The 26,864-nt window shown below is 60.0% G+C and carries 21 protein-coding genes and 1 tRNA gene; 15 read left to right on the forward strand and 7 right to left on the reverse strand.

Annotation, left to right across the window (positions count from 1 at the left end):
* Complete coding sequence (locus AAC850_RS07210; protein ID WP_340588009.1) at positions 1-606, reverse strand: hypothetical protein; 606 nt, start codon at positions 604-606, stop codon at positions 1-3.
* Positions 607-740: 134 nt separating this feature from the next.
* On the opposite strand from AAC850_RS07210, the gene AAC850_RS07215 reads away from it, so the two are divergent.
* Both AAC850_RS07215 and AAC850_RS07220 read left to right on the forward strand, forming a co-directional pair.
* Positions 741-2,174, forward strand: coding sequence for an FAD-binding oxidoreductase (locus AAC850_RS07215; RefSeq protein ID WP_340588010.1), 1,434 nt, complete (start codon positions 741-743; stop codon positions 2,172-2,174).
* Between the two features lie 151 nt (positions 2,175-2,325).
* Positions 2,326-3,135, forward strand: coding sequence for a SapC family protein (locus tag AAC850_RS07220; RefSeq protein WP_340588011.1), 810 nt, complete (start codon positions 2,326-2,328; stop codon positions 3,133-3,135).
* Between the two features lie 240 nt (positions 3,136-3,375).
* On the opposite strand, the gene AAC850_RS07225 is transcribed toward AAC850_RS07220, so the two are convergent.
* A complete protein-coding gene (locus tag AAC850_RS07225; protein WP_340588012.1) occupies positions 3,376-4,320 on the reverse strand; it encodes an N-formylglutamate amidohydrolase in 945 nt (314 codons plus the stop codon).
* A gap of 146 nt (positions 4,321-4,466) precedes the next feature.
* Between AAC850_RS07225 and cpdR the strand changes: the two genes are divergently transcribed.
* Positions 4,467-4,841, forward strand: coding sequence for a cell cycle two-component system response regulator CpdR (cpdR, locus tag AAC850_RS07230; protein ID WP_340588013.1), 375 nt, complete (start codon positions 4,467-4,469; stop codon positions 4,839-4,841).
* 130 nt (positions 4,842-4,971) lie between these two features.
* Positions 4,972-5,046 (forward strand) — tRNA-Val (locus AAC850_RS07235).
* Positions 5,047-5,084: 38 nt separating this feature from the next.
* Here the strand turns inward: AAC850_RS07235 and AAC850_RS07240 are convergent.
* Together AAC850_RS07240 and AAC850_RS07245 are read right to left on the reverse strand one after the other, a co-directional pair.
* Entirely contained in the window at positions 5,085-5,504 is a 420-nt protein-coding gene (locus AAC850_RS07240; protein WP_340588014.1) for a MerR family transcriptional regulator, read from the reverse strand.
* Positions 5,497-7,227: a long-chain-fatty-acid--CoA ligase gene (locus AAC850_RS07245; RefSeq protein ID WP_340588015.1), complete on the reverse strand. Its 1,731-nt coding sequence runs from the start codon at positions 7,225-7,227 to the stop codon at positions 5,497-5,499. Before AAC850_RS07245 ends, AAC850_RS07240 begins: the two co-directional genes overlap by 8 nt.
* A 179-nt stretch (positions 7,228-7,406) precedes the next feature.
* Here AAC850_RS07245 and AAC850_RS07250 point away from each other — a divergent pair, with 179 nt between their 5' ends.
* The 9 genes from AAC850_RS07250 to AAC850_RS07290 all read left to right on the forward strand — a co-directional run bounded on the left by AAC850_RS07250 (position 7,407) and on the right by AAC850_RS07290 (position 19,353).
* Entirely contained in the window at positions 7,407-8,543 is a 1,137-nt protein-coding gene (locus AAC850_RS07250) for a thiolase family protein (RefSeq protein ID WP_340588016.1), read from the forward strand.
* Entirely contained in the window at positions 8,543-10,873 is a 2,331-nt protein-coding gene (locus AAC850_RS07255; protein WP_340588017.1) for a 3-hydroxyacyl-CoA dehydrogenase/enoyl-CoA hydratase family protein, read from the forward strand. The genes AAC850_RS07250 and AAC850_RS07255 overlap by 1 nt, the downstream gene beginning before the upstream one ends.
* A gap of 18 nt (positions 10,874-10,891) precedes the next feature.
* Positions 10,892-12,682: an acyl-CoA dehydrogenase C-terminal domain-containing protein gene (locus AAC850_RS07260; RefSeq protein WP_340588018.1), complete on the forward strand. Its 1,791-nt coding sequence runs from the start codon at positions 10,892-10,894 to the stop codon at positions 12,680-12,682.
* A gap of 50 nt (positions 12,683-12,732) precedes the next feature.
* The gene (locus tag AAC850_RS07265; RefSeq protein ID WP_340588091.1) at positions 12,733-13,584 is read left to right on the forward strand and encodes an NAD(P)H-dependent flavin oxidoreductase; all 852 of its coding nucleotides are present in this window, start codon (positions 12,733-12,735) and stop codon (positions 13,582-13,584) included.
* Positions 13,585-13,620: 36 nt separating this feature from the next.
* Positions 13,621-14,685: a type III polyketide synthase gene (locus AAC850_RS07270; protein ID WP_340588019.1), complete on the forward strand. Its 1,065-nt coding sequence runs from the start codon at positions 13,621-13,623 to the stop codon at positions 14,683-14,685.
* On the forward strand, positions 14,678-15,364 hold the full coding sequence (locus tag AAC850_RS07275; RefSeq protein WP_340588020.1) for a methyltransferase domain-containing protein: 687 nt from the start codon (positions 14,678-14,680) through the stop codon (positions 15,362-15,364). Before AAC850_RS07270 ends, AAC850_RS07275 begins: the two co-directional genes overlap by 8 nt.
* Positions 15,343-16,428 carry an NAD(P)/FAD-dependent oxidoreductase gene (locus AAC850_RS07280; RefSeq protein WP_340588021.1) on the forward strand — a complete coding sequence of 362 codons (1,086 nt, stop codon included), beginning with the start codon at positions 15,343-15,345 and terminating at the stop codon, positions 16,426-16,428. The genes AAC850_RS07275 and AAC850_RS07280 overlap by 22 nt, the downstream gene beginning before the upstream one ends.
* Before the next feature lie 74 nt (positions 16,429-16,502).
* Complete coding sequence (locus tag AAC850_RS07285) at positions 16,503-17,732, forward strand: NADP-dependent isocitrate dehydrogenase (protein ID WP_340588022.1); 1,230 nt, start codon at positions 16,503-16,505, stop codon at positions 17,730-17,732.
* Positions 17,733-17,748: 16 nt separating this feature from the next.
* Positions 17,749-19,353: a GNAT family N-acetyltransferase gene (locus tag AAC850_RS07290; protein WP_340588023.1), complete on the forward strand. Its 1,605-nt coding sequence runs from the start codon at positions 17,749-17,751 to the stop codon at positions 19,351-19,353.
* Here AAC850_RS07290 and putP read toward each other — a convergent pair.
* Positions 19,350-20,819, reverse strand: a complete 1,470-nt coding sequence (gene putP, locus AAC850_RS07295; RefSeq protein WP_340588024.1) for a sodium/proline symporter PutP — start codon at positions 20,817-20,819, stop codon at positions 19,350-19,352. The genes AAC850_RS07290 and putP overlap by 4 nt on opposite strands.
* A 77-nt stretch (positions 20,820-20,896) precedes the next feature.
* The gene (locus AAC850_RS07300) at positions 20,897-22,129 is read right to left on the reverse strand and encodes an FAD-dependent oxidoreductase (RefSeq protein ID WP_340588025.1); all 1,233 of its coding nucleotides are present in this window, start codon (positions 22,127-22,129) and stop codon (positions 20,897-20,899) included.
* A 50-nt stretch (positions 22,130-22,179) separates the two neighbouring features.
* On the opposite strand from AAC850_RS07300, the gene AAC850_RS07305 reads away from it, so the two are divergent.
* Positions 22,180-23,916 (forward strand): cation:proton antiporter domain-containing protein, encoded by a 1,737-nt coding sequence (locus AAC850_RS07305; RefSeq protein ID WP_340588026.1) that lies wholly within the window; start codon positions 22,180-22,182, stop codon positions 23,914-23,916.
* Positions 23,917-23,971: 55 nt separating this feature from the next.
* On the forward strand, positions 23,972-24,139 hold the full coding sequence (locus tag AAC850_RS07310; RefSeq protein WP_340588027.1) for a hypothetical protein: 168 nt from the start codon (positions 23,972-23,974) through the stop codon (positions 24,137-24,139).
* Positions 24,140-24,194: 55 nt separating this feature from the next.
* Here the strand turns inward: AAC850_RS07310 and alaS are convergent, their stop codons facing one another.
* Positions 24,195-26,864, reverse strand: coding sequence for an alanine--tRNA ligase (gene alaS, locus AAC850_RS07315; protein WP_340588028.1), 2,670 nt, complete (start codon positions 26,862-26,864; stop codon positions 24,195-24,197).

Below are 26,864 nucleotides of genomic sequence, written 5' to 3' on the forward strand. Positions count from 1 at the left end.
CTAGTTGGCGATCGCGACCAACCGGGTGAATTCATCAACTACGCAGCTTGCCCCGGCCCGCGATTGCAGGCGATCACGCGCAACACACAGCCGCCCGTCCTCGCTGCGATCGATAAAAAAGCCCGCGTAAAAGGCGCGCGCAGAACACCCATCCTCCAGTGCGGCGGCAAGGATCATGTCGCGCTGGGTAAAGAACAGCAGCCGATTGTCATTGGTCGGCTGAACACCGATTATATCCTCTGCATCGACACAATTGCCGTGCTCGACCTCTTGGTAGCGCGTGCGCATTGGCCGGCGCGGCAGGTCGGATAGCATTTGCCTGCGCGCCTGCGAAGCAGCAGGGCCAATTCGGATCACAACGCGCCGTTCGATCCGCACCTGGTTCTGCTGGTCGGGCTGCCTTGCGCGCTGGAGTGTGTCGAAAGGTGGCCTGCTGTCGGGATCAAAGCCGAGCACTGGCAAGGACATGCGATGGGTTTGCCCAGGAAACGACTGTCCTGGCCTGCTTGGCGCCGCATCCTGCGCTTCTACACGCGATCCCGCATGGCCGGCAAACAGCGCAACAACCAGTGCGGCAAACGCAAGAAGGGCGAAAAATTGTCTCATGCTAGTTCATTCGGTCAGCAAACCAGGATTGTCCCGTCATCCGGTTCATGCGTTCTAAGCCCGCGGATTGAATGGTGGCTTAACTGTGCTCTTGTCATTTGCAAGCGCGCCATCGGGCTGGCATCAGCGCGGTGATGAGCAACACGGACGCTTTTCTCGATGCCGCGCAAGCCTTGTTGGGTGACCGCGGGCTTGCCACCGATCCCGATCTTCTCGAGCCGTGGCTGACCGACTGGCGCGGTCGCTATAGCGGCAAGGCTCTAGCGCTAGCTTCACCAGCTTCCACTCAGGAGGTGGCGGCGCTGGCCAACTTATGCAGCGAACATAGCGTCCCGATAGTCCCGCAAGGCGGCAATAGCGGTATGTCCGGCGGAGCGACGCCGGATGCCAGCGGTGATGCCATTATCCTGTCGCTGCGCCGGATGAACAGCGTGCGCCGGTTCGACAAGGATGCACGGGAAATTACCTGCGATGCAGGGCTGATCCTGCAGACTCTGCATGAAACGGTCGCGGTTGAAGGCCTGCGCTTTCCGTTGACGCTGGGCGGCAAGGGGTCGGCCACAATCGGCGGGCTGATCTCGACGAATGCGGGAGGTACGCAGGTTCTTCGCCACGGCTCGATGCGTACACAGGTTCTGGGCATCGAGGCTGTGCTGGCGGACGGTTCGATCTTCGATTCGCTCACGCCGCTGAAAAAGGACAATCGCGGTTTCGACCTCAAGCAGTTGCTGATCGGTTCGGAAGGAACGCTTGGCATTGTTACCGGAGCGACCCTGCGACTACTGCCCGCCGTGGCTGAACGCGCAGTCCTGTGGGCCGGACTTGATGATTTGCGCGATGCCCGACAATTGTTGCTGCTTGCCGAGAAAATGGCTGGCGACGAACTGGAAGGATTCGAGGTTCTTCCGCTACACTCGCTCCGGTCCGTGATGGATTACAATCCCAACACCCGCGCGCCGCTCCAGGGTGAGCATCAGTGGCATGCCCTGATCGAGCTCGTATCCGATGCTGCGTCCGTAGAAGGGCTGCCTTCGCTTGCCGAAAAACTGCTCGAAACGGCAATGGACATGGGGCTTGTCGAAGACGCGACGATCGCCGTGAACGAGGCCCAGGCAGAAGCGTTCTGGGCGATTCGTGATGAAATTTCTCCCGCAGAGCGCGCCATCGGGCCTGCAATGCAGCACGATATTTCGGTTCCGGTTGCCAGGATGGCGGATTTCGTGACGGCAACCGTGCCCAAGGTCGAGGCGGCGTTTTCCGGCACACGAGCCGTCGCTTTCGGTCACCTGGGTGATGGCAATGTCCATTTCCACGTGCTTGCGCCGGCTGGCACTCCGTCTGGTGAGTGGGAGGAGACCGAGGGCAAGGCCATCAGCGCCATGGTGCATGACGAAGTAACGGCGTGGAGCGGTTCCATCAGTGCGGAACACGGCATCGGCCAGATGAAGCGAGCCGAACTCGGGCGGCTCGCCGATTCGACCCACCTGGCAATCCTGCGGAGGGTGAAGCAGGCGCTCGACCCGCAAGGCTTACTTAATCCCGGCAAGTTGGTGCCTGACGAAGGCTGAAATCCACCCAACTACGCCCTACCGCCCTGCATGGCCGCTTGCATGGGGAGCATGCACCCATTAAGGCCCGCGCCCAGCATTGCGGTATCCATAGCAGCAGTGAGAATGCCGCAACGGATACCAACCGACAATCCTGACCGGAGAGACCACCATGGCCAGCGCGCCCAATCCAAGCCTGCCCGTTCTTTACAAGGAACTGGTTCCCCTCAACAGCAACGATCACGCGACTTGGAAAGGCCGCACTACGGACAAGGCTCCGTGGATTGCCAACCAGCACGCCATTCCGCTGACGGTGGAAGAATTCCCGATCGCTCAGCGCGATTATCCGATTGTCTTTTCGGCAGGCGAACGCCCTGTGCCGTTGGCTTTGATGGGTCTTAACGAAGGCGTGAACGTATTCTTCAACGAAGACGGCTCGCCCATCGGATCTCCCTACGTGCCGGCCTACATCCGCCGCTATCCCTTCCTGCTTGCCAAGCTGCAGAAGGATTCGGACAACCTTTCGCTCTGCTTCGATCCGAGCAGCGATCTCGTCGGTGAATTCGACGAAGGCCAGCCGCTTTTCAATGACGACAAGCAGCCGTCTGAGCACACGCAGGGCCTGCTGCAGTTCTGCGAAAAGTTCGAGGAAGCCGGCAACAAGACGCAAATGTTCATGGAAGAGCTGAACAAGGCTGAGTTGCTGATGGACGGCGAAATCTCGATCCAGCGTCGCGACAACCCCGACCAGCCTTTCACCTATCGCGGTTTCCGCATGATCAATCAGGAAAAACTGCGCGAAGTGCGTGGCGACCAGCTGCGCAAGTGGAACGAAAACGGCATGCTTCCGCTGATCTTTGCCCACCTGTTCTCGCTCGAGCTGATGCGGACGATCTTTGCCAAGCAGACCGAACAGGGCAAGGGTCCGCTGGTTGCTGACATGGCAAATGGCGCAACAGACGCACAACTTCCTACAAACTAAGACTTAATTCAGGCGACGAAACGACCTGATTCCATGACGGGGCGCGGCTCGGAAACGAGCTGCGCCCTTTTGTTTTACTTGAAAGCAGATTGCGCCCTTCCTAGATTCCACTTGTCCGGCAGGTGTTCCCCTCATGACCTTGCCGGATCGGCGGACTTGGGTCCGCCACCTCCCTGAACCTTGGCCGCCTCGTGCATATTGCGCGAGGCGGTTTTTTCATGCCAATCAACAAGTTGGTTTTTATTCAGCCGCCTCGGCCAAGCCGCCCGGCGCGCCGGCCAGTTCATCAGCCATGCGTCGCACGAGGCCTGTCACGATCTGCACCACATCAGGCAGGCCGGCACCCGGTCCGCGTAACTCTTTGTCGAGATAGGCCGTGCGGCATATTTCCAGTTGCATGGCGTTTACACCTCGACCCGGCGCACCGTGCCGGTCGAGCACGTAGCCGCCGGCATAAGGTCGATTGTGGGCAGAGCGCGCGCCGACAGCATCAAGATGGTCGAAGCCGGCCATGACCAGCCGACTTTCGCAAGTTCCGCCAAAACGATCTCCGATCACAAAATCCACCGCTGCATTTTCGCCCGTCTTGGGCCCGAGCGGCGGCATGGAATGCATGTCGATCAGCAGCGCCGCTCCCCAGCGATCGCGCATGGCCTCCAGCGTGCGCGCGAGCGCGGCATGATAAGGCTGGTGGACCAGATCGATCCGCGCCTGAAGCTCATCGCGTGGCAGGGGCGACTTCCACAACTCGCCAAGTCCCGGCAGTCTGCGTGGCACAAGTCCAAGGCCGCTGCGGGCCCGGCGACCGGCGGCATGACGGGGCCCCGGCGAATCCGCCCTGCCCTCCACCATTTCCCAATCGACATCATCGGGAGAACGGTTGAGATCGATCATCGCTCGCGGTGCATGGGCCACCAGCAAGGCTGCACCCGTTTCACGCGCCACTTCGTTCGCGACGAAATCGACCATGCGATCTTCCAGCCGAATCGGCGCAATGTCAGGGTGACGCATTTTTCGCATCAGCGGCAAGGGATACTCCCTTCCAGCGTGCGGGACGGCAATCAGGACGGGTATCGGCAGGGGCCGGCGACGGCACAGGGTAAAGGCTGGCTTCCCGTCACCTGCGGGTATCATGCCACCTCCGCGATTAAGCGAATCGCCTCTGGATGTCTCAAAACGGTCCATTCACTCTTTGCTGACCATGATTTTGCCGCAAGTCAAAGCCAGTGTATCAAAGCAGGGCAGTGGCAAAGCACGGCAAGACTTTTTTACATTCTGCTGGCTAAAGGGGCATCCAGATCACGAACACCAAGAATGTGAGGACGAAGCGCATGATCCGTATCCTGCTAGCCGAAGACGACACCGCCATGCGCACCTACCTGGAGCGTGCCCTCGAAAAGGCCGGCTTTGCGGTTACAGCTGTTGGATCGGGAACAGAAGCGCTGCCCATGCTCAAGACCGAGATCTACGATCTCTTGCTGTCCGACATCGTCATGCCCGGAATGGACGGCATCGAACTCGCCCAGCATTGCAATGAACTCAGCCCTTCGACGAAGGTAATGTTTATCACCGGCTTCGCCGCGGTCGCCTTGCGTGCGAATCGCGAAGCCCCGCAAGCCAAGATGCTGTCCAAGCCATTCCACCTGAAAGACCTTGTGATGGAAGTGGAACGCATGTTTGAAGATGCGGCGGTCGCCTCGCTGTAATCCCGACAGGATTGCGCATGGAAATGTTCGAGGGCCTGTGACAGGTCTCTCAAGCAAGCCTCTTGCAACCATGCCAAGGCGGCGCTAGATGGCCCGCCTGCCGACCGGAAGGGCGGCACCCGAATGGTGCGGGCGTATAGCTCAGTGGTAGAGCACTATGTTGACATCGTAGGGGTCCCAAGTTCGAACCTTGGTACGCCCACCATTCGCCGACTGGGCCAGGCGCGGCCCACTCTCTGAAATTCAGTCGCCTCGAGCTTCCAGGTGGCGGCGCGATTGTAGTTCGAGCGCCTCTAGCTCCAGAATCGTCTGGTCAATTGCCACACGCTGTTGCCGCAATTCCGTCAGGCGTTGCTGCGTTGCGTCGAGCATGCGCTGTGCCTGTACCTTCTGATCCGGGTCTTCATCGTAAAGCGCCAGGAACTCGCCGATCTCGCGGATACTGAATCCCAGCCGTTTGCCGCGCAGGATCAGGGCCATCCGGCCCATCTCGCGCTTCGAATAGGCACGCATTGTCCCCACGCGCTGTGGCGAGATGAGGCCCTTGTCCTCGTAAAAGCGCAAGGTCCGCTGCGTAACGCCAAGCGCTTCCGCAGCTTCCGCGATGCTTTTCAGAGGATCGTTACCTTGGGCTTCGTTCATGGTGGTGACGCTGTCAGGCATTGTCGTCCCCTTGTGCAGCGGCTTCGCGCCTGGCCTTTTCCTCGGCGACGAGTTGCTTCTTTTCCAGCTTTCCGACCAGCGTCTTGGGGAGCTCGTCACGGAATTCGTACGCATCGGGCATTTCGATCGGATTGAGGCGCATCTTCAGGAAAGCATCCAGCGTTCCCGCGTCCAGTTCCTCGCCTTCGTGCAGCGCAATGAACAGCTTGGGCGCTTCGCCGCGATAATCATCGGGAATGCCGATGGCGACCGCTTCCTTCACGGCCGGATGCTCATATGCCGCATCCTCGATCACACGCGGATAGACGTTGTAACCGCTGCACAGGATCAGGTCCTTCATGCGGTCGACGATGAAGAGATATCCGTCACTGTCGAGATAACCGATATCACCGGTGCGCAACGCACCGTCGACGAAAGTCTCCTCGGTTGCACCGGGCCGATTCCAGTAGCCTTTCATCAATTGCGGACCACGCGCGCAAATCTCGCCTTTCTGACTCTGGTCCTCGTGCAGTGCGCCGGTTTCCGGGTCACGAATTTCGATCACGGTCTGCGGAAAGGCTGGTCCGGCGGAATTGTCCTTCACCGGCTGGCGACCCAGCAGCGGCTGGCACGTGATGATGGGGGAGGATTCGGTCAAGCCATAGCCTTCCGACACCAGCGAACCCGTACGTTTCTCGAATTGCGTCCGCACATCGAGCGGAAGCGGAGCGCCTCCGGAACAGCTGGTGAGCACCATCGAGAGGTCGGGCACCTTGTCATCGGGCAGCGAGCCAAGCGCATTGTAGATCGTGGGAACACCGAACATCTGCGTTGGCGGCTTGCGCTTGATGGTCTTGAGCACCTCGTCCATTTCGAAGCGCGGCAACAGCACCATTTCGGACGCCGTATCCACGCCGAAATTCAGCACGCAGGTCAGTGCGAAGACATGGAACAACGGCAAGACGCCAAGCGTGCGCTCCTGCTGGTCGCGCTCGACCCCGACATGCAGCATCATCTGCGCCGAATTGGCAGTCAGGCTGGCATGGGTGAGCATCGCGCCCTTGGGTCGCCCTGTCGTCCCGCCCGTATATTGCAACACCGCGACATCGGACGGGTCCATCTTCACTGGTGCAGGATTCGGCGCGTGTGCTGCCAGCTCGCGGTAGTTGACATACGATGCGCCATCGCGCTTTTTCGCCAAGGACGATCGCTTCAGCGTGCGAAGCCCAACCGATTTAAGGAACGGCAAGACATCCGCCATCGGGCACAACACGATCTTTTCGAGCGGTGCGTTGCCGTTCTCGTCTTTCTTGCCCCAGGCATCGGCAATCTTCCCGTGCAACAATTCAAGATCGGGTACGGCGACCATCTTCGCGCCAGAGTTCGTGATCAGGAATTCGACCTCGCTTGCAGAATAGAGCGGGTTGATATTCACCACCATGCCGCCGGCACGCAGCACGGCAAAATACATAATGACCGAATAGGGAGTATTGGGCAGGCAGAGCGCGAATCGATCATCCTTGCCCAACCCTTCAGCCTGCAAACCGGCGGCGACGCGGTCGACCAGATCGCCGATTTCACCATAGGTCCAATCACGGCCCATGAAGTCGACACAGACCCTCTCGGGATATTTCGTGACCGCATAGTCCAGCGCGTCTGTCAGCAGGCGCGGGCGGATCTTGCCCTCCGCGTCCAGAAAGCGACTGGTGTCCATCAACCGGAACCCTTCGGGCACCTCGATCATGAAATATCCTTTCTCGGCAGCCTGCCCTGAAATCGCCGAACAAAAAGTTCAGATAGCGGGTAGAACGGCTTGATTCCATCTTGCTTAACGTATACGTCAACTCACAGACTTTATCGTAATCATTCGGCGCAAAAGGTCAATCACGTCGAAAAAGATACCCAACTGGAGGCCAAGCCATCATGACAGACGTCGTTATTGCGGGATACGTCCGCTCCCCCTTCCACCCTGCCTATCGCGGTGCCCTCGCCAAGGTTCGTCCTGACGATCTGGCGGCAAATACCATTCGCGGCCTGGTAGAGCGCACCGGCGTCAATGCGGAAGATATCGAAGACATTGTCATGGGTTGCGCCTTTCCCGAAGGCGAACAGGGCTTCAACATCGCCCGCCTCGTTGGCCTGCTGGCCGACCTGCCGCTCAGCGTAGGCGGCATCACCATGAACCGGTTCTGCGGTTCTTCGATGAGCGCGGTCCATTACGCAGCCGGCCAGATCAAGATGGGTGCCGGCGAAGTCTTCATCGCCGCCGGCATCGAATCGATGAGCCGCGTGCCGATGACTGGCTTCAACCCGATGCCCAACCCCAAGCTCGCCGAAAAGAGCGCCGCCTATGTCGGCATGGGTGACACGGCAGAAAACGTCGCGAAGAAATATGACCTGAGTCGTGAAGCGCAGGAACAGTTCGCGCTCGCAAGCCAGCAAAAGGCAGGTGCAGCGATCGAAAAGGGCTCCTTCAAGGAAGAGATCGTCCCCTACACGCTCGATGACGGCACCGTGGTCGATGTAGACGGTACGCCGCGTCCCGGCACTACGGCCGAAGATCTGGCTGGTCTCAAGCTCGCTTTCGATCAGGATGGCACCGTGACTGCTGGTACCGCCTCCCCGCTGACCGATGGTTCTGCCGCCCTGCTGGTGTGCAGCGCCGACTATGCCGCGAAGAACGGCCTGAGCGTGATCGCCAAGGTGAAGAGCGTGGCCATTTCCGGCTGCGCGCCCGAAATCATGGGCATTGGTCCGGTTGAAGCCACCAAGAAAGCCCTCGAGCGCGCTGGCCTGACCATGGACGACATCGACATTGTCGAATTGAACGAAGCCTTCTCCAGCCAGTCGCTCGCCTGCATCGGTGATCTTGGCATCCCTACCGAGAAGATCAATCTCGACGGCGGTGCAATTTCGATCGGCCACCCGCTTGGCGCGACCGGCGCCCGCATCGTTGGCAAGGCTGCCAGCCTGATGAAGCGTGAAGGCAAGAAATACGCTCTCGCCACCCAGTGTATCGGTGGCGGACAGGGCATCGCGACGATCCTGGAGGCTGTATGATGTCCGATAAATCCATCAAGAAAGTCTGCGTGATCGGCGCCGGCACGATGGGTGCGGGCATCGCGGCTCAGGTCGCAAACGCCGGCATCCCCGTGCTGCTGCTCGACATCGTGCCCAAGGACGGCGACAACCGAAACGCCGTCGCCGAAGGTGCGGTCAAGAAGATGCTCAAGACGCAACCCGCGCCCTTCATGAGCAAGCGCGCTGCCAAGCTGGTCGAAACCGGCAACATCGAAGATGATCTGGGCAAGGTTGCCGAGTGCGACTGGATCGTAGAAGCGATTATCGAACGCCTCGACATCAAACAGGACCTCTATGCCAAGCTGGAAGAAGTCCGGACGGCTGGCACCGCCGTCTCCTCGAATACGTCGACCATTCCGCTCGCGCAATTGACCGATGGCCGCTCGGATGCGTTCAAGAACGACTTCCTGATCACCCATTTCTTCAATCCGCCGCGCTACATGAAGCTGATCGAGATTGTTGCGGGTCCGCAAAGCGATGCCGCAACGGTCGCGATGGTCAGCGACTTTGTCGACCGCAAGCTCGGCAAGAACGTGGTCAATGCCGAGGATTCACCCGGCTTCATCGCCAACCGCGTCGGCACGTTCTGGATCCAGCAATCGGTCAACGCCGCGTTTGATCTGGGCGTTACGGTAGAAGAAGCCGACGAGATCGGCGGGCGCCCCATGGGCGTTCCCAACACCGGCATCTTTGGCCTGATAGACCTGATCGGCATCGATCTGATGCCGCACCTGATGAAGTCGCTCACCAGCACGCTGCCCGCGGACGATCCCTATGTGAAGATCGCCCGCAGCGAGAAGCTGATCGAGGACATGATTGAAAGCGGCTACACGGGCCGCAAGGGCAAGGGTGGCTTTTACCGCATCAACCGCGAAGGCGGTGGCAAGGTAAAGGAAGCCAAGGATCTCAAGAGTGGCGAATATCGCGCCGCGGCGCGTCCCGGCCTCGTGCGTGGTTCGGCAGCCAAGGGAGATCTTGGCAAGCTGATCGAGATGAAAGGCAAGGTTGGCGACTATGCCTGGGCCGTGCTCGGCCCCACCCTGTCGTACGCTGCCAGCATCGTTCCCGAAGCGACCAAGACAGTTGTCGGCGTCGATGACGCGATGAAGCTGGGCTACAACTGGAAGATGGGCCCGTTCGAGATGATCGACAAGATCGGTCCTGCCAAGCTTCGCGAGAAGCTGGCGTCGAGCGATCTGCCGGTCCCCGCCATCCTTGAACAGGTCGGCGACAAGACCTTCTACCGCGTCGAAAATGGCAAGCGCCAGTATTTCGGCACCGACGGCGAATATCACGACGTCGAGCGCCCCGAAGGCGTGCTGTTGCTTGAAGATATCAAGCTGTCATCCGAACCGCTCGCCAAGAACGGTTCTGCCGCTCTGTGGGACGTGGGCGATGGCGTGGTCGCGCTGGAATTCACCGGCAAGATGAACGCGCTGGACGAGCAGGTCATGCGGATGATCGGCAAGGCCATCGAGCTTGTGAAGAGCGATTACAAAGCGCTCGTCATCTACAATGAAGGCAGCAATTTCTCTGCCGGAGCCAATCTCGGCCTTGCGATCTTCGCGATGAATATTGCCGCGTGGAGCGAAGTCGAAAAGACCGTGAAGGGTGGCCAGGATGCCTACAAGGCGCTCAAATATGCGCCCTTCCCCGTTGTCTCGGCACCGTTCGGCCTCGCGCTGGGCGGCGGCTGCGAAATCCTGCTGCATTCCGATGCCATCCAGGCTCATGCTGAAACCTATACGGGTCTCGTCGAGACAGGTGTGGGCATCATCCCCGGCTGGGGTGGTTGCAACGAAATGCTCAGCCGCTGGATGGCCAATCCGCGCCATCCAAAGGGCCCGATGCCTGCGGTGAGCAAGGTATTCGAGATCGTCTCGACAGCTACGGTGGCCAAATCCGCCGCCGATGCAAAGGAGCTCGGTTTCCTGCGTCACAAGGACGAGATCACCATGAACCGTGACCGCTTGCTCTACGATGCGAAGCAACGCGCCTTGGCGATGGTGGATGGCTACACTGCTCCTGAAAAGCCCGAGTATCGCCTGCCTGGTCCGACCGGCAAGGCGGCGCTCAAGTTGGCAGTCGACAGCTTCCGCAAGCAGGGCATGGCAACGCCTCATGATGAGACGGTGGCGGCTGAGCTCGCCTATGTCCTTACTGGTGGCAATACGGACATCACCGAGATTGTTACCGAGGACCAGATGCTGAAGCTCGAACGCGAAGCATTCATGCGTCTCGCCCGCAATCCCAAGTCGCAGGCGCGGGTCGAGCATATGCTCGAAACCGGCAAGCCGCTGCGTAACTGATCAGAAAGGACCTGTACCATGCAAGTCTATGAAGCACCCATCCGCGACATGCGCTTCAACCTTGAAGAGCTGCACAATGACGATGGTTTCGGCGATCTCGAAGGTTTCGAGGATTTCGACGAGGATATGCGAGCGGCCATCCTTGAAGAGGCCAACAAGCTGTGCCGCGACGTATTGTTGCCGCTAAACTGGCCAGGCGACCAGCAAGGCTGCCGCATCGAGAATGGCGTCGTGCGCACGCCCGACGGTTTCCAGGAAGCCTACAAGCAGTTCTGCGAAGGCGGCTGGGCTGGCCTCGTTGTCGACCAGAAATGGGGCGGCCAGGGTGCCCCGCACTCGCTCGCCAAGATGGTCGAGGAAATGAGCTGCTCGACCAACCTGTCTTTCGGCCTGTACCCGGGCCTGACAGGCGGCGCGATGGTCTCGCTCGAAGCCTATGGCAGCGATGAGCTGAAGAATTTCTACATGCCGAAAATGGCCAATGGCGAATGGGCCGGCACCATGTGCCTGACCGAATCGCATTGCGGTACCGATCTGGGCATGTTGCGCACCAAGGCAGAGCCGCAGGACGACGGCAGCTATCTTGTCTCCGGCAACAAGATCTTCATCAGCGCGGGCGACCACGATCTGGCGGAGAACATCATCCACCTCGTGCTGGCCCGCCTCCCCGATGCGCCTGCTGGCGTGAAGGGGATCAGCCTGTTCCTGGTGCCCAAGTATCTGCCCAATGAAGATGGTTCGCTCGGCAATCACAACAATGCCGGACCGACCGCCATCGAACACAAGATGGGCCTGAAAGCTTCTGCCACGTGCCAGATGACTTTCGACGGATCCAAGGGCTGGATCGTCGGCGAACCCAATCGCGGGCTCGAAGCCATGTTTGCCATGATGAACACAGAGCGTGTTGCCGTGGGAATGCAGGGCCTTGGTGTTGGCGAAATCGCCTACCAGTCAGCCGTGTATTATGCGAAAGACCGCCTGCAGGGCCGCTCGCTCTCGGGCGTGAAGAACCCTGACGGTCCTGCCGATCCGATCATCGTCCATCCTGACGTGCGCCGCATGTTGATGACGATGCGCGCTTACAACGAAGGCTGCCGTTCGGTTGCCACTTGGGTCAGCCGCGCAATTGACGCCGAACATGCTGCGAAAGAGCCCGAAGCACGCGAACGTGCCAAGGACTTCGTCGCGCTGATGACGCCAGTGGTCAAAGCGCTCTTCACCGACCTCGGCCATGAAAGCGCGCATCACGCGGTGCAGGTCTATGGCGGACACGGCTACATCCAGGAATCGGGTGTGGAACAGTTCGCACGTGATGCCCGGATTGCGCAGATCTACGAAGGTGCCAACGGCATTCAGGCGCTCGACCTCGTCGGCCGCAAGCTGCCCGATCGCATGGGCCGCAATCTGCGCGCTTTCTTCCACCCGGTGTCGCAGTTCATCGAAGACAATGCGCAGGACGAGCATATCGGCAAGCTGGTCGCCTCGCTCCAGCAGAGCTTCGGTGCGCTGCAATTGTCGACCGGCCACATCGCGCAGAAGGGCATGAAGGACCCCGAAGAAGCAGCAGCAGCAGCTTACGAATACCTGCACTTGCTCGGCTTCGTTGCGATGGCCTATGTTTTTGCAAAGTCTGCCAAGATTGCGCACCAGAAGCTTGCCGAAGGAACTGACGAAGAGCAATTCTACAAGGCCAAGCTTACCACGGTGCAGTTCTTCTTTGACCGCCTTCTCCCGCCCGCAACGGCGAAGTTCATGGCGATCAAGAGCGGCAAGGCCAGCATGATGGATATGCCGGAGGACGCATTTTGACCGTCGATGAATTCAAATCGCGGCTGAAAATCCCGGCGATTGCCGCTCCGATGTTCCTCGTTTCGGGTCCGGACCTTGTGGTGGAGACCTGTAAGGCCGGCCTGTGCGGTACGTTTCCCGCGCTCAACCAGCGTACCAGCGAAGGATTCGAGGACTGGCTTAAGGACATTCAGGACCGACTGGACGATGATGATGCACCCTATGGTGTCAACCTGATCGTCCACCCGTCAAATCCGCGCGTGCAGGACGATCTGGAACTGTGCGTGAAGCACAAGGTGCCGCTGATCATTACTTCGCTGGGTGCTGTGCCCGATCTCGTGAACGCGGTGCATTCATACGGCGGACTGGTGTTCCACGATGTGATCATGCGTCGCCATGCGGAAAAAGCGGTGCAAGCGGGCGTGGATGGTATTATCGCCGTTGCCGCAGGCGCTGGCGGCCACGCTGGCACGTTCAGCCCCTTTGCGCTCGTATCTGAAATCCGCGATTTCTATGACGGGGCGATTATTCTCTCCGGCTCCATGAGCGAAGGCGGCCATGTCCTCGCGGCAGAGGCGATGGGAGCCGATTTCGGCTATCTCGGCAGCCACTTCATTACCGCTACAGAGAGCATGGCTCCAGATGGCCAGAAGGACATGATGATCGGCGCTACCGCCAAGGATATCACCTATACCAACAAGGTGACCGGCGTAGGCGCGAACTTCCTCACGCCCAGCCTCGAAGCGGCCACGCTGCATGAAGCTCCTGGCGAGATGTCGCTCAATGAAGAAGCAAAGGCGTGGAAGACGATCTGGTCCGCAGGCCACGGCGTCGGCGCGATCAACGAAGTGCGCCCCGCACGCGATTTGTGCGAACAGCTGATTGCCGAATATAATGCCGCAAAGGGCAAAATCTGCGGTTGATCGGCACGAAAGCGCCGCGCACTCATTGGACCTGTAATGAGTAGCATTGAAAAACCTGTGACACCGCGCGTCAACGCCATCGCGACGGCTGTACCCGCTTGCGATGTGCATGCCAGTTATACCGCGTGGGCAGAGCAGCAGTTGGACGAGCGTAAAGCTGCGGTCTTCCGGCGCATGGAGGCCCGAGGCGGTATTGACCACCGATTCTCCGTTCTCTCCGGCAAGGACGCAGCGCTGGATTTCGGCAGCTTCTACATGAACGGTGCATCACCCGGCACCGGGAAGAGAATGCAGCGTTATGCAGCTGCTGCGCCCGATTTGGCGCTGCAAGCAATTGCTGCTCTTCCCTCGACCAAGGGTGTGACCCATCTCGTGATTGCCAGTTGCACCGGCTTTATGGCCCCCGGCCTCGACCAGGTCATTGCCCGCCGTCTTGGCCTTGCCGCCGATGTGGAACGCGTGAGCATCGGCTTCATGGGTTGCTACGCCGGGATTACCTTGCTGCGCACGGCTGCGCATATCGTCCGCTCCGACCCCGACGCGCGCGTTCTTGCAGTGGCGGTGGAATTGTGCAGCCTCCACCTGCAGGAAACCGACGATCTCGAGAGCCTGCTCGCGATGGGGCAGTTTGCCGATGGTGCCGCGGCCGCCCTGGTCAGTGCGCAAGGCGAGGGTCTGGGCTTGGGCGAAGGGCTGTCTGCAGCATTGGAAGACAGCGACGATCTCATCACTTGGACGGTGGGCGATACCGGATTTGCCATGCACTTGTCAGGCGCTGTCCCGGGCCGCTTGGCAGATGCGCTCGACGATGCCGATTTGCAGCGGAAAATTGTTGGCAATGCTCCGCCTGATGCCTGGGCGGTCCATCCCGGTGGCCGTTCAGTGCTGGATGCGGTTGAACGCGGGTTGAGCCTCTCCTCGGACGCCCTTCACGCTTCTCGCACTGTTCTCAGCGAATACGGCAACATGTCTTCCGCCACGGTCATCTTCGTGCTAGAAAGATTGATGCGCGAACGCCCTGAAAGCGGCATCGCGCTTGCTTTCGGCCCGGGCCTTGCGATGGAAGGATTGCGCTTTGGCTGGGAGGCTGGCGATGCTTGAAAATCGCCTTCACACCGAGGAGCTGATGGACAATCCGGCCTTGCCAGAGCCGACATATCGCAAGGTCCTTGCCGACCTATCTAGGGTCAACCGTGTCACCATGGCTTATCGCCCGACACTCGATTTCCTCGAACGAGCAATTGGTAATCGCACGAGCTTTAAATTGCTCGATGTCGGCTTTGGCCAGGGCGACATGTTGCGCGAAATTGCGCAGTGGGCGAAAGATCGCGGCATTGCCGCAGAACTCGTCGGTGTCGACCTCAATGCGCGCAGTGAAAAGGCAGCACGCGATGCGACACCTGATGAACTGCCCATCACCTATCGCACTGGCGACTACGGCGAACTAATCGAGCACAGCTGGGATTTCGTCATATCGAGCCTTGTCGCCCATCACATGACCCGCGAGGAACTGGTGCTGTTTCTGCAATTCATGGAGAGCGAAGCGCGGCTAGGCTGGTTTATCAACGACCTTCATCGCCACACGCTCAGCTTCATCGGCTATCCCCTGTTGGCGACCATTGCCGGTTGGCACCGGATCGTCCGGCAGGACGGGCAGACATCGATTGCCCGCTCATTCCGTCCCCACGAATGGGATGCCCTGTTTGAAGAAGCTGGCATTCCAAAAGCCGAAGTCGAACGCTTCTTTCCCTTCCGCCTATGCGTCTCTCGCATCCGTTGATCATCGGTGCAGGGCCTGCCGGTTGTGCGGCGGCCATTGCACTGGGACGAGGCGGTACACGCTGCACGCTGATCGATCGCGACGAGGAGGTCGGCGATCCGTTATGCGGCGGTTTTCTCAGCTGGCGAACGGCCGAGCAGTTGGAAGCGCTGGATGTGAATATCGACGCCCTAGGGGCGCACCGAATCTCCCGCCTCCGCCTGTTTGCCGGGACACGCAGCAGCGAGGTTGCCCTCCCACGCGCGGCATTCGGGCTTTCGCGCCTCGCGCTCGACAGCGAAATGCGCCGCATGGCTATCGCCAATGGTGCGCAGTTCTCTGTCGATACGATTCGCGGAGTGGACAGTGGCAAAGCTATCGGTTCGCAGCGCGAATGGAACGCCCCTGCCATCTTCCTCGCCTCCGGCAAGCATGACATTCGCGGGCAATCCCGACCGCGAACGGCGAAGGACACGACGCTCGGGATTCGCCTGCGCCTTCCTGCCACTCCCAAGCGCACCAGTTTGATCGGTGACGCAATTGAACTTCATCTGATTGACGGCGGATATGTCGGGATCGTGCTGCAGGAAGGCGGCTCGGCCAATATCTGCCTTGCCGTGCGTAAATCGGCCCTCGCCCGTGCTGGAGGGTCGCCCGATGGCCTGTTCGCACAGCTCGCCGACCAACATCCGGCCATGGCCGAGCGGCTCGGCGATGATTTGCGCGACGCCCGCACCGATACAATTGGCGCGGTGCCCTATGGCTGGATATGCAGCGATACCGCTCCAGGCCTGTTCCGCCTCGGCGATCAGGCTGCTGTCATTCCCTCACTCGCAGGCGAAGGCATTTCCATCGCGCTCGCCAGCGCACAGGCAGCAGCCCGCTCACATTCGGCGAATCGAAGCTCACAGGACTATCAGGCGGAGTTTGCCACGCGGGTTCGCCGGCCGGTGCGCCTCGCTTCAACGCTTTGGCATACCGCCGAGACGCACCTGGGGGCGCGCGCGGCCATCGCCTTGTCGCGCATGGCCCCCGGATTGATTGCGACTTTAGCCCAAGGCGCACGAATTCCACCTGTCGCCTGACTTGCGCCGTGATAAGGCTCTGCTAGGACGCGCCCAAATCAGATTCATTCAGATAGAAGACAGGTAGACCCCACATGGCGAAAATTCAGGTCAAGAACCCCGTTGTCGAGCTTGACGGCGATGAAATGACAAAGATCATCTGGCAGTGGATCCGCGAGCGGCTGATCTTGCCTTATCTTGATGTGGACCTGAAATATTACGACCTTTCGATTGAAAAGCGCGACGAAACCGACGACCAGATCACCATCGACGCTGCCAATGCCATCAAGGAACATGGCGTCGGCGTGAAGTGCGCCACCATCACTCCCGATGAAGCGCGCGTTGAAGAGTTCGATCTCAAGAAGATGTGGCGCTCGCCCAATGGCACGATCCGCAACATTCTCGGCGGCGTAGTCTTCCGTGAGCCAATCGTGATCGACAACGTCCCGCGTCTGGTGCCCGGCTGGACCGATCCCATCGTCGTCGGCCGCCACGCTTTCGGCGACCAATACCGCGCCACCGACACGCTGATCCCCGGTGCGGGCAAGCTGCGCCTCGTCTTCGAAGGTGCCGACGGCAAGAACATCGATCTGGAAGTCTTCGAATTCGAATCGCCGGGCGTGGCCATGGCGATGTACAATCTGGATGATTCAATCCGTGATTTCGCCCGCGCCAGCTTCAACTACGGTCTCGACCGTGGCTGGCCGGTCTATCTTTCGACCAAGAATACCATCCTCAAGAAGTATGATGGTCGCTTCAAGGATCTGTTCCAGGAGATTTTCGATACAGAAGGTTTCAAGGAAAAGTTCGAAGCTGCCAACATCACCTACGAACACCGCCTGATCGACGACATGGTTGCCGCCGCCCTCAAGTGGAACGGCAAGTTCGTGTGGGCCTGCAAGAACTACGACGGCGACGTGCAGTCTGACATCGTGGCTCAGGGCTTCGGTTCACTCGGCCTGATGACTTCCGTGCTGATGACGCCCGATGGCAAGACTGTCGAAGCTGAAGCTGCGCACGGCACCGTCACCCGCCACTATCGCCAGCACCAGGAAGGCAAGGCGACTTCGACCAATCCGATCGCCTCGATCTTCGCATGGACACGCGGCCTGATGTATCGCGGCCGCTTCGACAACACGCCAGATGTGGTGGCCTTCGCCGAAACGCTCGAGCGCGTGTGCATCGAGTGCGTCGAAAACGGCAAGATGACGAAGGACCTCGCCCTGCTGATCGGCCCAAGCCAGAGCTGGATGACGACCGAGCAGTTCTTCGAAGCCATCGTTGAAGGTCTCGAAGTCGAAATGAGCAAGCAGGGGCTCGGTTGATCCCTCCCCGCTTGCCATGAGCAGCAAGGCCCGACTCGAAGTCCGCCAGGCGGAAACCGGCGATATCCGCCGTATCGCCGCTCTGGCGAAGCGGATTTACGAGGATTTTGCGCCCTATACGCAGGCGGAACTTCGCGGCCAGCTCAACAACTACCCGCAAGGCTGTTTTGTCGCGATCCTCGACGACAAGCTCGTCGGCTATTGTGCGTCGATGCGGATCGGCGGGGATAAGGCGCTGCGCCCGCATACCTGGGATGAAATCACCGGCAATGGTTATGGCAGCCGGCACGACCCCAATGGTGACTGGCTTTATGGCTACGAAATGTGCGTGGACCCGAAAGTGCGTGGAACGCGCATCGGGCGGCGCATGTATGAAGAGCGGCGCAAGCTCGCCGAACAGCTCGAGCTGAAGGGTATCGTTTTCGGCGGGCGGATGCCTAATCTGAAGAAGTCATGGCGCCGCGTGGATAGCCCGGCGGACTATCTCGAGAAGGTAATCGCAGGAAAACTCCACGACCCCGTTCTGCGCTTCCAGCTCGCCAACGGGTTCGAACCGATTGGCGTGCTTGCCAAGTACCTGCCCGAAGATTTGAAGAGCCGCGGCAATGCAGTGCACATGGTGTGGCGCAATCCTTGGGTCGACCAGGAAGCCAGCCCGCAAGCCCGCGTTCCGCGCGGGGTCGAGAACGTGCGCGTCGCAACTTGCCAACTTCAGGCGCGTGCCGTTTCGGACTTCGACGAATTCATGGGTCAGATCCGGTATTTCGTTGATGTTGCAAGCGATTATGAAGCGGACTTCATCCTCTTTCCCGAGCTTTTCACGCTCATGCTGCTGAGTGCGGAAGAGGAACAACTGTCACCGCTCGAAAGCATCGAATGCCTGTCCGAATACACGCCGCGCATTCGCGAGGCACTGTCGGAGATGGCGCTCAAATATAACATCAACATCATCGGTGGCTCGCACCCGACCCGCATGGATGATGGCGACATCCACAATGTCGCCATGGTGTGCCTGCGCGACGGATCGATCCACGAGCAGGAGAAGATCCACCCAACCCCCAACGAAGCCTATTGGTGGAACATCCGTGGCGGCGACGCGGTGGACGTGATCCAAACCGACTGCGGCCCCATCGGCGTGCTCATCTGTTACGATTCCGAATTCCCCGAACTCGCCCGGCGACTGGTAGATGAAGGCGCGCGGATCATATTCGTGCCGTTCTGCACCGATAGCCGGCAAGGCTATATGCGCGTGCGCTATTGCGCACAGGCCCGCGCGATCGAGAACCAGTGCTATGTCGTGATGAGCGGCAATGTCGGCAATCTTCCCAACGTCGCCAATATGGACATCCAGTATGCGCAAAGCTGCATCCTGACTCCTTGCGACTTTCCTTTCGCTCGCGACGGTATCGCCGCCGAAGCCACCGAGAATGTCGAAACGCTGACGATCAGCGATGTGAATCTGGCCGACCTTGCCTGGGCTCGCGCCGAAGGCACCGTTCGCAACCTCGCCGACCGCCGCTTCGACCTCTACCGCATCGAATGGGAACACCGTGAAGGCGCGACCCAAGCGGAGCCGAGCGGACCGCCGCCGATGCACCAACATGGGCCTGGTGGGGGTTAGGTTGCAATGGCCTCCTGCTGCTCGCCGGTCATCAAGCTCACTCCCCAGATCGCCAGCCAAGCCGCGATGAAGCCCGGAATGATCTCGTAGATGCCGGTCGCTTCGCCCGCGCCCGAGAAAATCCACCCCATCACGACGACCGCGCCTATCACCAACCCCGCTACCGCGCCTGCGCCGGTCATGCGCTTCCACGTGAGCGACAGGATGATCAACGGGCCGAAGGCAGCACCGAAGCCTGCCCACGCGTTCGAAACCAGCGCCAGCACGCCACTGTCCGGGTCGCTGGCGATGAAGATTGCCGCCACGGCCACAAGCGCCACGCTGATGCGTCCGACGTTGACCATCTGGCGCTCGCTCGCATCCTTTCTCAGGAACAGACGATAGAAATCTTCGGCCAAGGAGCTGGAGCTGACCAGCAACTGGCTCGAAATCGTGGACATGATTGCCGCCAGCAGAGCCGCGAGCAGGAAGCCGGTCACGAAGGGATGGAACAGCGTGTTTGCGAGCAGGATGAAGATTGTTTCGGGATTTTCGAGAGCGATGCCCGGATTGCGCTCAACATAGGCGCGGCCAGCAAGGCCGATGCCGACAGCACCGATCAGCGCCACAGCCATCCAGCTCAGCCCGATATTGCGTGCCGCCGGTATACCGCCCTCACGCACAGCCATGAAGCGCACGATGATATGCGGTTGTCCGAAATAGCCGAGGCCCCAGGCGACTGCGCTCAGGAAGCCGATAAAGGTCAGCCCGCCGAACCAACCGAGGAAATCGGGGTCCATGCTTTCCAGCGTCTGCGTCATTTGCCCGATGCCGCCACCGCCCTGCCCGTAAAGCACGACCAGCGGCATAACCACCAGCGCCACCACCATGATGCAGCCTTGCACGAAGTCCGTCAGGCTAACGGCGAGAAAACCGCCGACCATCGTATAGGCGAGCACGACCAGCGCTGTGAGCAGCACACCCGCCATATAAGGGCTGAAACCCAACACTTCGCCGTCGATAAAGCTGCTTTCGAACAGCAATCCGCCGCCCACCAGGCCAGCCGCCGAATAGACAGCGAAGAACACCACGATAATGATCGCGGAGACAACGCGCAGCGCCACCGCCTTGTCCGGGAAGCGGTTGGCGAGGAATTCGGGAATGGTCAGCGCATTTCCGTATTCCACGGTCTGTTTGCGCAACCGCGGGGCAACGATGATCCAGTTCGCCACTGCACCCACAAACAGGCCGATGCCAATCCATGCCTCGACCAGTCCGGTGGCATAGAGAGCGCCCGGCAATCCAAGCAGAAGCCAGCCCGACATATCGCTGGCACCCGCAGAAAGCGCCGCCACCGCAGGATGCAAATTGCGTCCGCCGAGCAGATACCCCTCGCTATCTTCGGTTGATCGCTTCCAGGCGAACAGGCCGATGGCGAGCATGAGGATGAAATAAAGGGCGAGTGCGATCAATGTGGCTGTTTGCATGGCCGCATGCATAGCAATTGCAGCACTGCTGGCTAGGGTAGCAGCGGCTCTTTCCTAATCGGGAGGCACGAAAGGCATCAAGCCTCGGGGCTCTCGATGCGTTCGGGATTGAAGCCAAGCCCGATGATCCGACCCGGAATGCGTCGCAGCAGGGCAAAGCGGTCGAGCAGGCGCAGCGGCCATGGTGCGTGCGCAAAGGGTTCGGTGCGTTCAAGGAGCGGCTCGACAAACCTGTCCTGGGCCAGCTTCTGCAGCTTTTGCATCCGGGTAACTGCTCGCCATCTGCGGTCTTGCACCTTCTCCAGCAACGGGTCGGGATCAGCGCCCGCTGCCAACGGCGCGGCGAGGACATTGGCCGCTGCTACAGCGTCCTGAACAGCCACATTGATACCGACCCCTCCGATCGGACTCATCGCGTGGGCGGCATCGCCGATGACCAGCAATCCCGGTCTGTGCCAGCAAGTCAGCCGGTCGAGCGCGACGTCGAGCAGGCTGACCTGCGACCAATCGGTGAGATCGTTTACGACGTTCGCCAGTTCGGGCACCAGATTGCGCAATGTCATGCGGAAGGCTGCAATGCCATGCGCTTGCAAGCTCTCGGCGCGGCCCTTGGGAAGAATATAGGCGCATTGCAGGTATTCGCGCCGTTCGATGAAAACGAGCATCTTGCCCGCGTCGAACGCGCCAAAGCTCGATCCGGTCAGCGCAGCAGGCTTGTCGAGCCGGAACCACATCACATCCATGGGCGCGCCAAGGACCTCGAGCGGAAGATCAGATGCCGCACGCAGGACGGATCGCCTCCCGTCCGCGGCAATCACGAGCCGCGCGGGTACGATTTCGCCTGAAGCAAGCTCGATACCATCAACGCGTCCATGCCTATCTACAACGACATCGCGCACGGGGGACGACATCCGCAGGGTAAATCCCGGATATGCATTCCCTTTGCGGGCGATGAAATCGAGCAAATCCCACTGCGGCATCATGGCAATAAACGGGGCGGCAAGGCGCAAGTGCCGGAAACTCACTGCGTTGTACTTCCGCCCGGCAACACGCACGAACACGTCGTCAATCCGGCTGTGGGGAAGTGTTAGCAGCTCATCCAGCCAGCCGAGTTGGTGAAACAATTCGAGCGTCGAGGGATGGACCGTGTCGCCGCGAAAGTCGCGCAAGAAATCGGCGTGCTTCTCAAGCACGGTGACGCGCACACCAGCTCGCGCAAGCAATACGCCGCACAACAGGCCGGCCGGTCCTCCGCCAACGACGACGACCGGCTTTTCATCAGAGAGCGAATTGTTCGTTGCAGCCGCCATCACCCGTCTGTCATAGGACAGGAATGCACGGAACTGAAATTTCCCCACTCATGAAAGACGCGCTGGTCATCCTTGGCGCTGCCGGGATCGTGATCCCGCTGTTTGCGCGTTTCCGCGTAACGCCAATCATCGGCTTCATCCTCGTCGGCCTGCTCGTCGGTCCCTACGGGCTAGGCCGGATGGTTTTCGAATATGAATGGCTGAGCCATGTGACGATCACGGATCCCGAACGGCTTGAACCGTTTGCCGAGTTCGGGATCATCCTGCTGCTGTTTACCATCGGTCTGGAGCTGAGCTTTAACCGCCTGTGGCAATTGCGCAGGCTGGTTTTCGGGCTGGGTGCGCTGGAATTGCTGGTGATTGGCGCTCTGCTCGCCGCTTTCCTCTCCATGATGGGGCAATATTGGACAGGTGCGCTGGCGCTTGGCCTTGCACTTGCTTTCTCCTCAACCGCGCTGGTGTTGCCTATTTCCGGCACCAACACGCCGGTGGGCCGCGCTGCCCTTTCCATGCTGCTGTTCGAAGATATCATGATCGTCCCGATCATCTTCCTCCTCGGCGCTCTCGCTCCCAACACCAGCGCCGAAGGCTGGGGTGGGTTGATCGACACGCTTTGGAAGGGTGGCCTCGTTGTCGGAGTGATGATGGTCGCCGGGCGGTTCCTGCTGCCAAGATTGTTTGCCCAAGCTGCTCGCACCAAGAGCCCGGAGCTATTTCTGGCAGCGAGCCTGCTCGTGGTGATTGGCGCAAGCCTCGCCACCGCTTTCGTTGGCCTCTCCCCCATCGTGGGCGCACTGATCGCCGGCTTGCTGATCGCAGAGACCGAGTATCACACCGAAGTCGAAGGGATCATGGAGCCGTTCAAGGGCCTTGCCCTGGGGATCTTCCTCATCACCATCGGCATGGGAATAGATCTGGCCACCATCTGGGACAATTTCGGGATGATTGCCATGGCCGTGGTCGGCGTTCTGGTCTTGAAGGCACTGGTGACAGGCGTGTTGCTGCGCCTGATGGGTGCACGTCCTGCAACCGCGACCGAAACCGGCATATTGATGGCCAGCCCGTCAGAAACATCGCTAATCGTTCTTTCGGCTGCAGCAAGCGCCTTGCTGATCCAGCCCGGTACGGCCGCGTTCTGGCAAATCGTTATCGCAATCGGCCTTACTGTCACACCATTGCTCGCCATGCTCGGCAAAAGGGTTGCACGCTCGGTAGATCCTGCGCCGACACTGGACCAGTTTGAAGGTGACGCCGATACTGCGCGCGTGATTATCGTTGGCTTTGGCCGCGTCGGCAAACTTGTCGCACAGATGCTCCAGCGCCATGACCAGCCTTATGTTGCGATTGATTCAAACCCTGATCTGATCGAGGAAGCGCGGCGCGAAGGCTACTACGCCGTGTTCGGAAATGCGCTGCGCGAAGATGCGCTCGATGGCCTCGGCATCGGCCAATCAACCGCAGTCATCCTTACGATGGACGAACATGTGCTTGCCCAGCGCATGGTGAAAAAGCTGCGCGCGTCTCATCCCGATCTCCCCATCATAGCTCGCGCGCGCGACAGCTTCCATGCAGCTGAATTGTATCGCAGCGGAGCGAGCACCGCCGTTCCCGAAACGCTCGAGAGTTCGCTCCAGCTATCCGAGGCGGTGTTGGTTGATATCGGCGTGCCGATGGGGCCGGTAATCGCCTCGATCCACGAGAAGCGCGACGAGTTTCGCGAGCGAATTCAGAAAGATGGTGCACTGGAACACAAGCCGAAATTGCGCACCAGCACTTCGGAAGGTTGATCATTTTCGGATATTTTCCGTTCCTGCCACGTATCTACAGGGAAGGAGAATTTTCATGAGTGACAAGTCAGACCCGACCAAGCCCACAACGAACAAGGAAAAGTTCAAGCCGAAAAACGTGGCTTCAGACGACGAACATGGCCGCGCAACGCGCAACATGCAGGACGTCGCGCGCGGCAGTGAGGGTGACCGCCGCCGGGCATCACAAAACCGCGTAGATTAATCGGCTTACAGGGACGGTGCCGGACTCGCGCCACGCGGCGCGAGACTCGGAAACGTCAGGAGACGGACACACCCGCCAAAGCCTGGCGGATCGCCGCTATCGCATCCGCGCCTTTGTCACCGTCCGGTCCGCCGCCCTGAGCCATATCGGGGCGGCCACCGCCGCCCTTCCCGCCCACGGCTTCGACACCCGCACGGACCAGTTCGACTGCGCTGTGCATTTCAATGAGGTCGTCTGTCACTGCGACAGCAACGGCGGCCTTGCCCTCGTTCACTGCGACAATCGCAGCCACGCCAGAACCCATGCGGTTCTTCGCCTCATCGAGCAGACCGCGCAATTCACGTGGGTTCATGCCGTCGAGCACCTGGCCGCTGAAGGTTACACCGCCGACATCCTCATCATCCGATGATGCCGCTCCGCCACCTCCGCCTAGCGCAAGCTGCTTCTTGGCTTCTGCCAGTTCACGCTCGAGCCGTTTGCGTTCATCGACCAGCGCAGCGACCCGTTCTTCGACCTCATCCGGAGCGGTCTTGAGCGTTGCCGCCACGGACTTGAGCAATTCCTCTCGCCCGACGACCCACTTGCGCGCTGCCTCGCCCGTCAGAGCCTCGATCCGGCGTACGCCCGATGACACAGCGCTTTCGGATATGATGCGGAACAGGCCGATATCACCCATCGCATGGACATGGGTGCCACCGCACAATTCGACCGAGTAGTTCCGGCCGCTGCCCTGCCAGTTTTGCCTACCCATCGATAGAACACGCACTTCCTCGCCGTACTTCTCGCCAAATAACGCCATCGCACCAGCCTCGATGGCTTCATCGGGACTCATCAAGCGCGTCACGACTTCTTCATTGGCGCGGATTTCGGAATTCACTTCAGTCTCGATCGCAGCGATTTCGGACGGGAGCAAAGGCTTTGGGTGTGAGAAATCGAACCGCAAACGGTCCTGCGCCACAAGCGAACCCTTCTGGGTGACGTGATCGCCGAGATGGTTACGCAAGGCCGCATGAAGAAGGTGCGTCGCCGAGTGGTTGGCACGGATTTCATCACGGCGCTGTGCATCGATCGCAAGGTGCACAGTGTCACCTACCGCAATCTGACCCGCCTTGATCTTACCGTGGTGCGCGTGAAGCCTGCCAAGTGGTTTGGACGTGTCTGTCACGGCAATTTCCAGCCTGTGATCGCCGGTGATCTTACCAGTATCGCCCATCTGACCGCCGCTCTCGCCGTAGAACGGCGTCTGGTTAGTCAGAACGATGACGTCCTGCCCGCTATCGGCAGACTGAACTTCCTTGCCATCCACCACCAGGGCGACGACCCGCCCCTCACCTTCGGCGGCGGAATAGCCGGTAAACTCGCTCGCCCCTTCGCGTTCGGCAATATCGAACCAAAGTTCGTCATCAGCAGCCGCACCGGAGCCTTTCCAGGCCGCGCGTGCAGCAGCCTTCTGCTGCTCCATCGAGGCGTCGAAGCCTTCACGGTCAACGGCGATCCCGCGATTGCGCAAGGCATCTTCGGTCAGATCGTAGGGGAAGCCATAGGTGTCATAGAGCTTGAACGCCGTCTCGCCTGAAAGCCGGTCGCCCTCGCCCAGTTCGGCAGTTTCCTGGTCGAGCAAGCGAAGCCCCTTTTCCAAGGTCTGCCGGAAGCGCGTTTCTTCCCGCTCGAGCACTTCGGTGATGAGCGCCTGCGCGCGCGGAAGGTCGGGATAGGCCTGTCCCATTTCGCTGACGAGCGTGGGCACGAGCCGGTGCATCAAGGGCTTGTCAGCACCCAACAGGTGGGCATGGCGCATTGCTCGGCGCATGATGCGGCGCAGCACGTAACCGCGCCCTTCATTCGACGGCAGTACGCCGTCCGCGATCAGGAAGCTGGTCGAACGCAGATGATCGGCAATTACGCGATGGCTGGGCAAGGCCGCTTCATCCGCGGTTGACTTGACCAGCTCTTCACTCGCCGAGACCAAAGTGCGGAATGTGTCGGTGTCGAACACATTGTGCACGCCTTGCAAGACGGTGGCGATGCGCTCCAGTCCCATGCCGGTGTCGATGCTCGGCCGAGGCAAGTCGCCGGTAATCGTGTCGGCTTGTTGCAGGTGTTGCATGAACACCAGGTTCCAAATCTCGACGAACCTGTCGCCATCTTCCTCGGGAGAACCCGGAGGGCCACCTACGACCTCGGGGCCGTGGTCCCAGAATATCTCGGAGCACGGTCCGCATGGACCATCAGCGCCCATGGCCCAGAAATTATCCTTCGTGGCGATCCGGATAATTCGGTCCTCAGGCAGGCCGGCAATCTTGCGCCACAGGTCGAAAGTTTCGTCATCCGTGTGGTAGACGGTCACCAAAAGCCGGTCCTTGTCTAGCCCGAACTCCTTTGTGACCATTCCCCACGCAAGTTCGATTGCGCGTTCCTTGAAATAGTCGCCAAAGCTGAAGTTGCCGAGCATTTCGAAGAAGGTCAGATGCCGTGCCGTATACCCGACATTGTCGAGGTCATTGTGCTTGCCGCCGGCGCGCACGCATTTCTGACTGCTTGTGGCTCGCGGTGCAGGAGGCGTTTCGACACCGGTAAAGACGTTCTTGAACGGAACCATCCCCGCATTGACGAACATCAGCGAAGGATCGTTGTGCGGCACGAGCGGTGCCGAAGGCACCACCTGATGATCGGCATCAGCGAAATAATCGAGGAAAGCGCGGCGGAGGTCGTTGGTAGAATGCAT

The sequence above is a fragment of the Erythrobacter alti genome (assembly GCF_037996805.1).
Classification (GTDB): Bacteria; Pseudomonadota; Alphaproteobacteria; order Sphingomonadales; family Sphingomonadaceae; genus Alteraurantiacibacter; species Alteraurantiacibacter alti.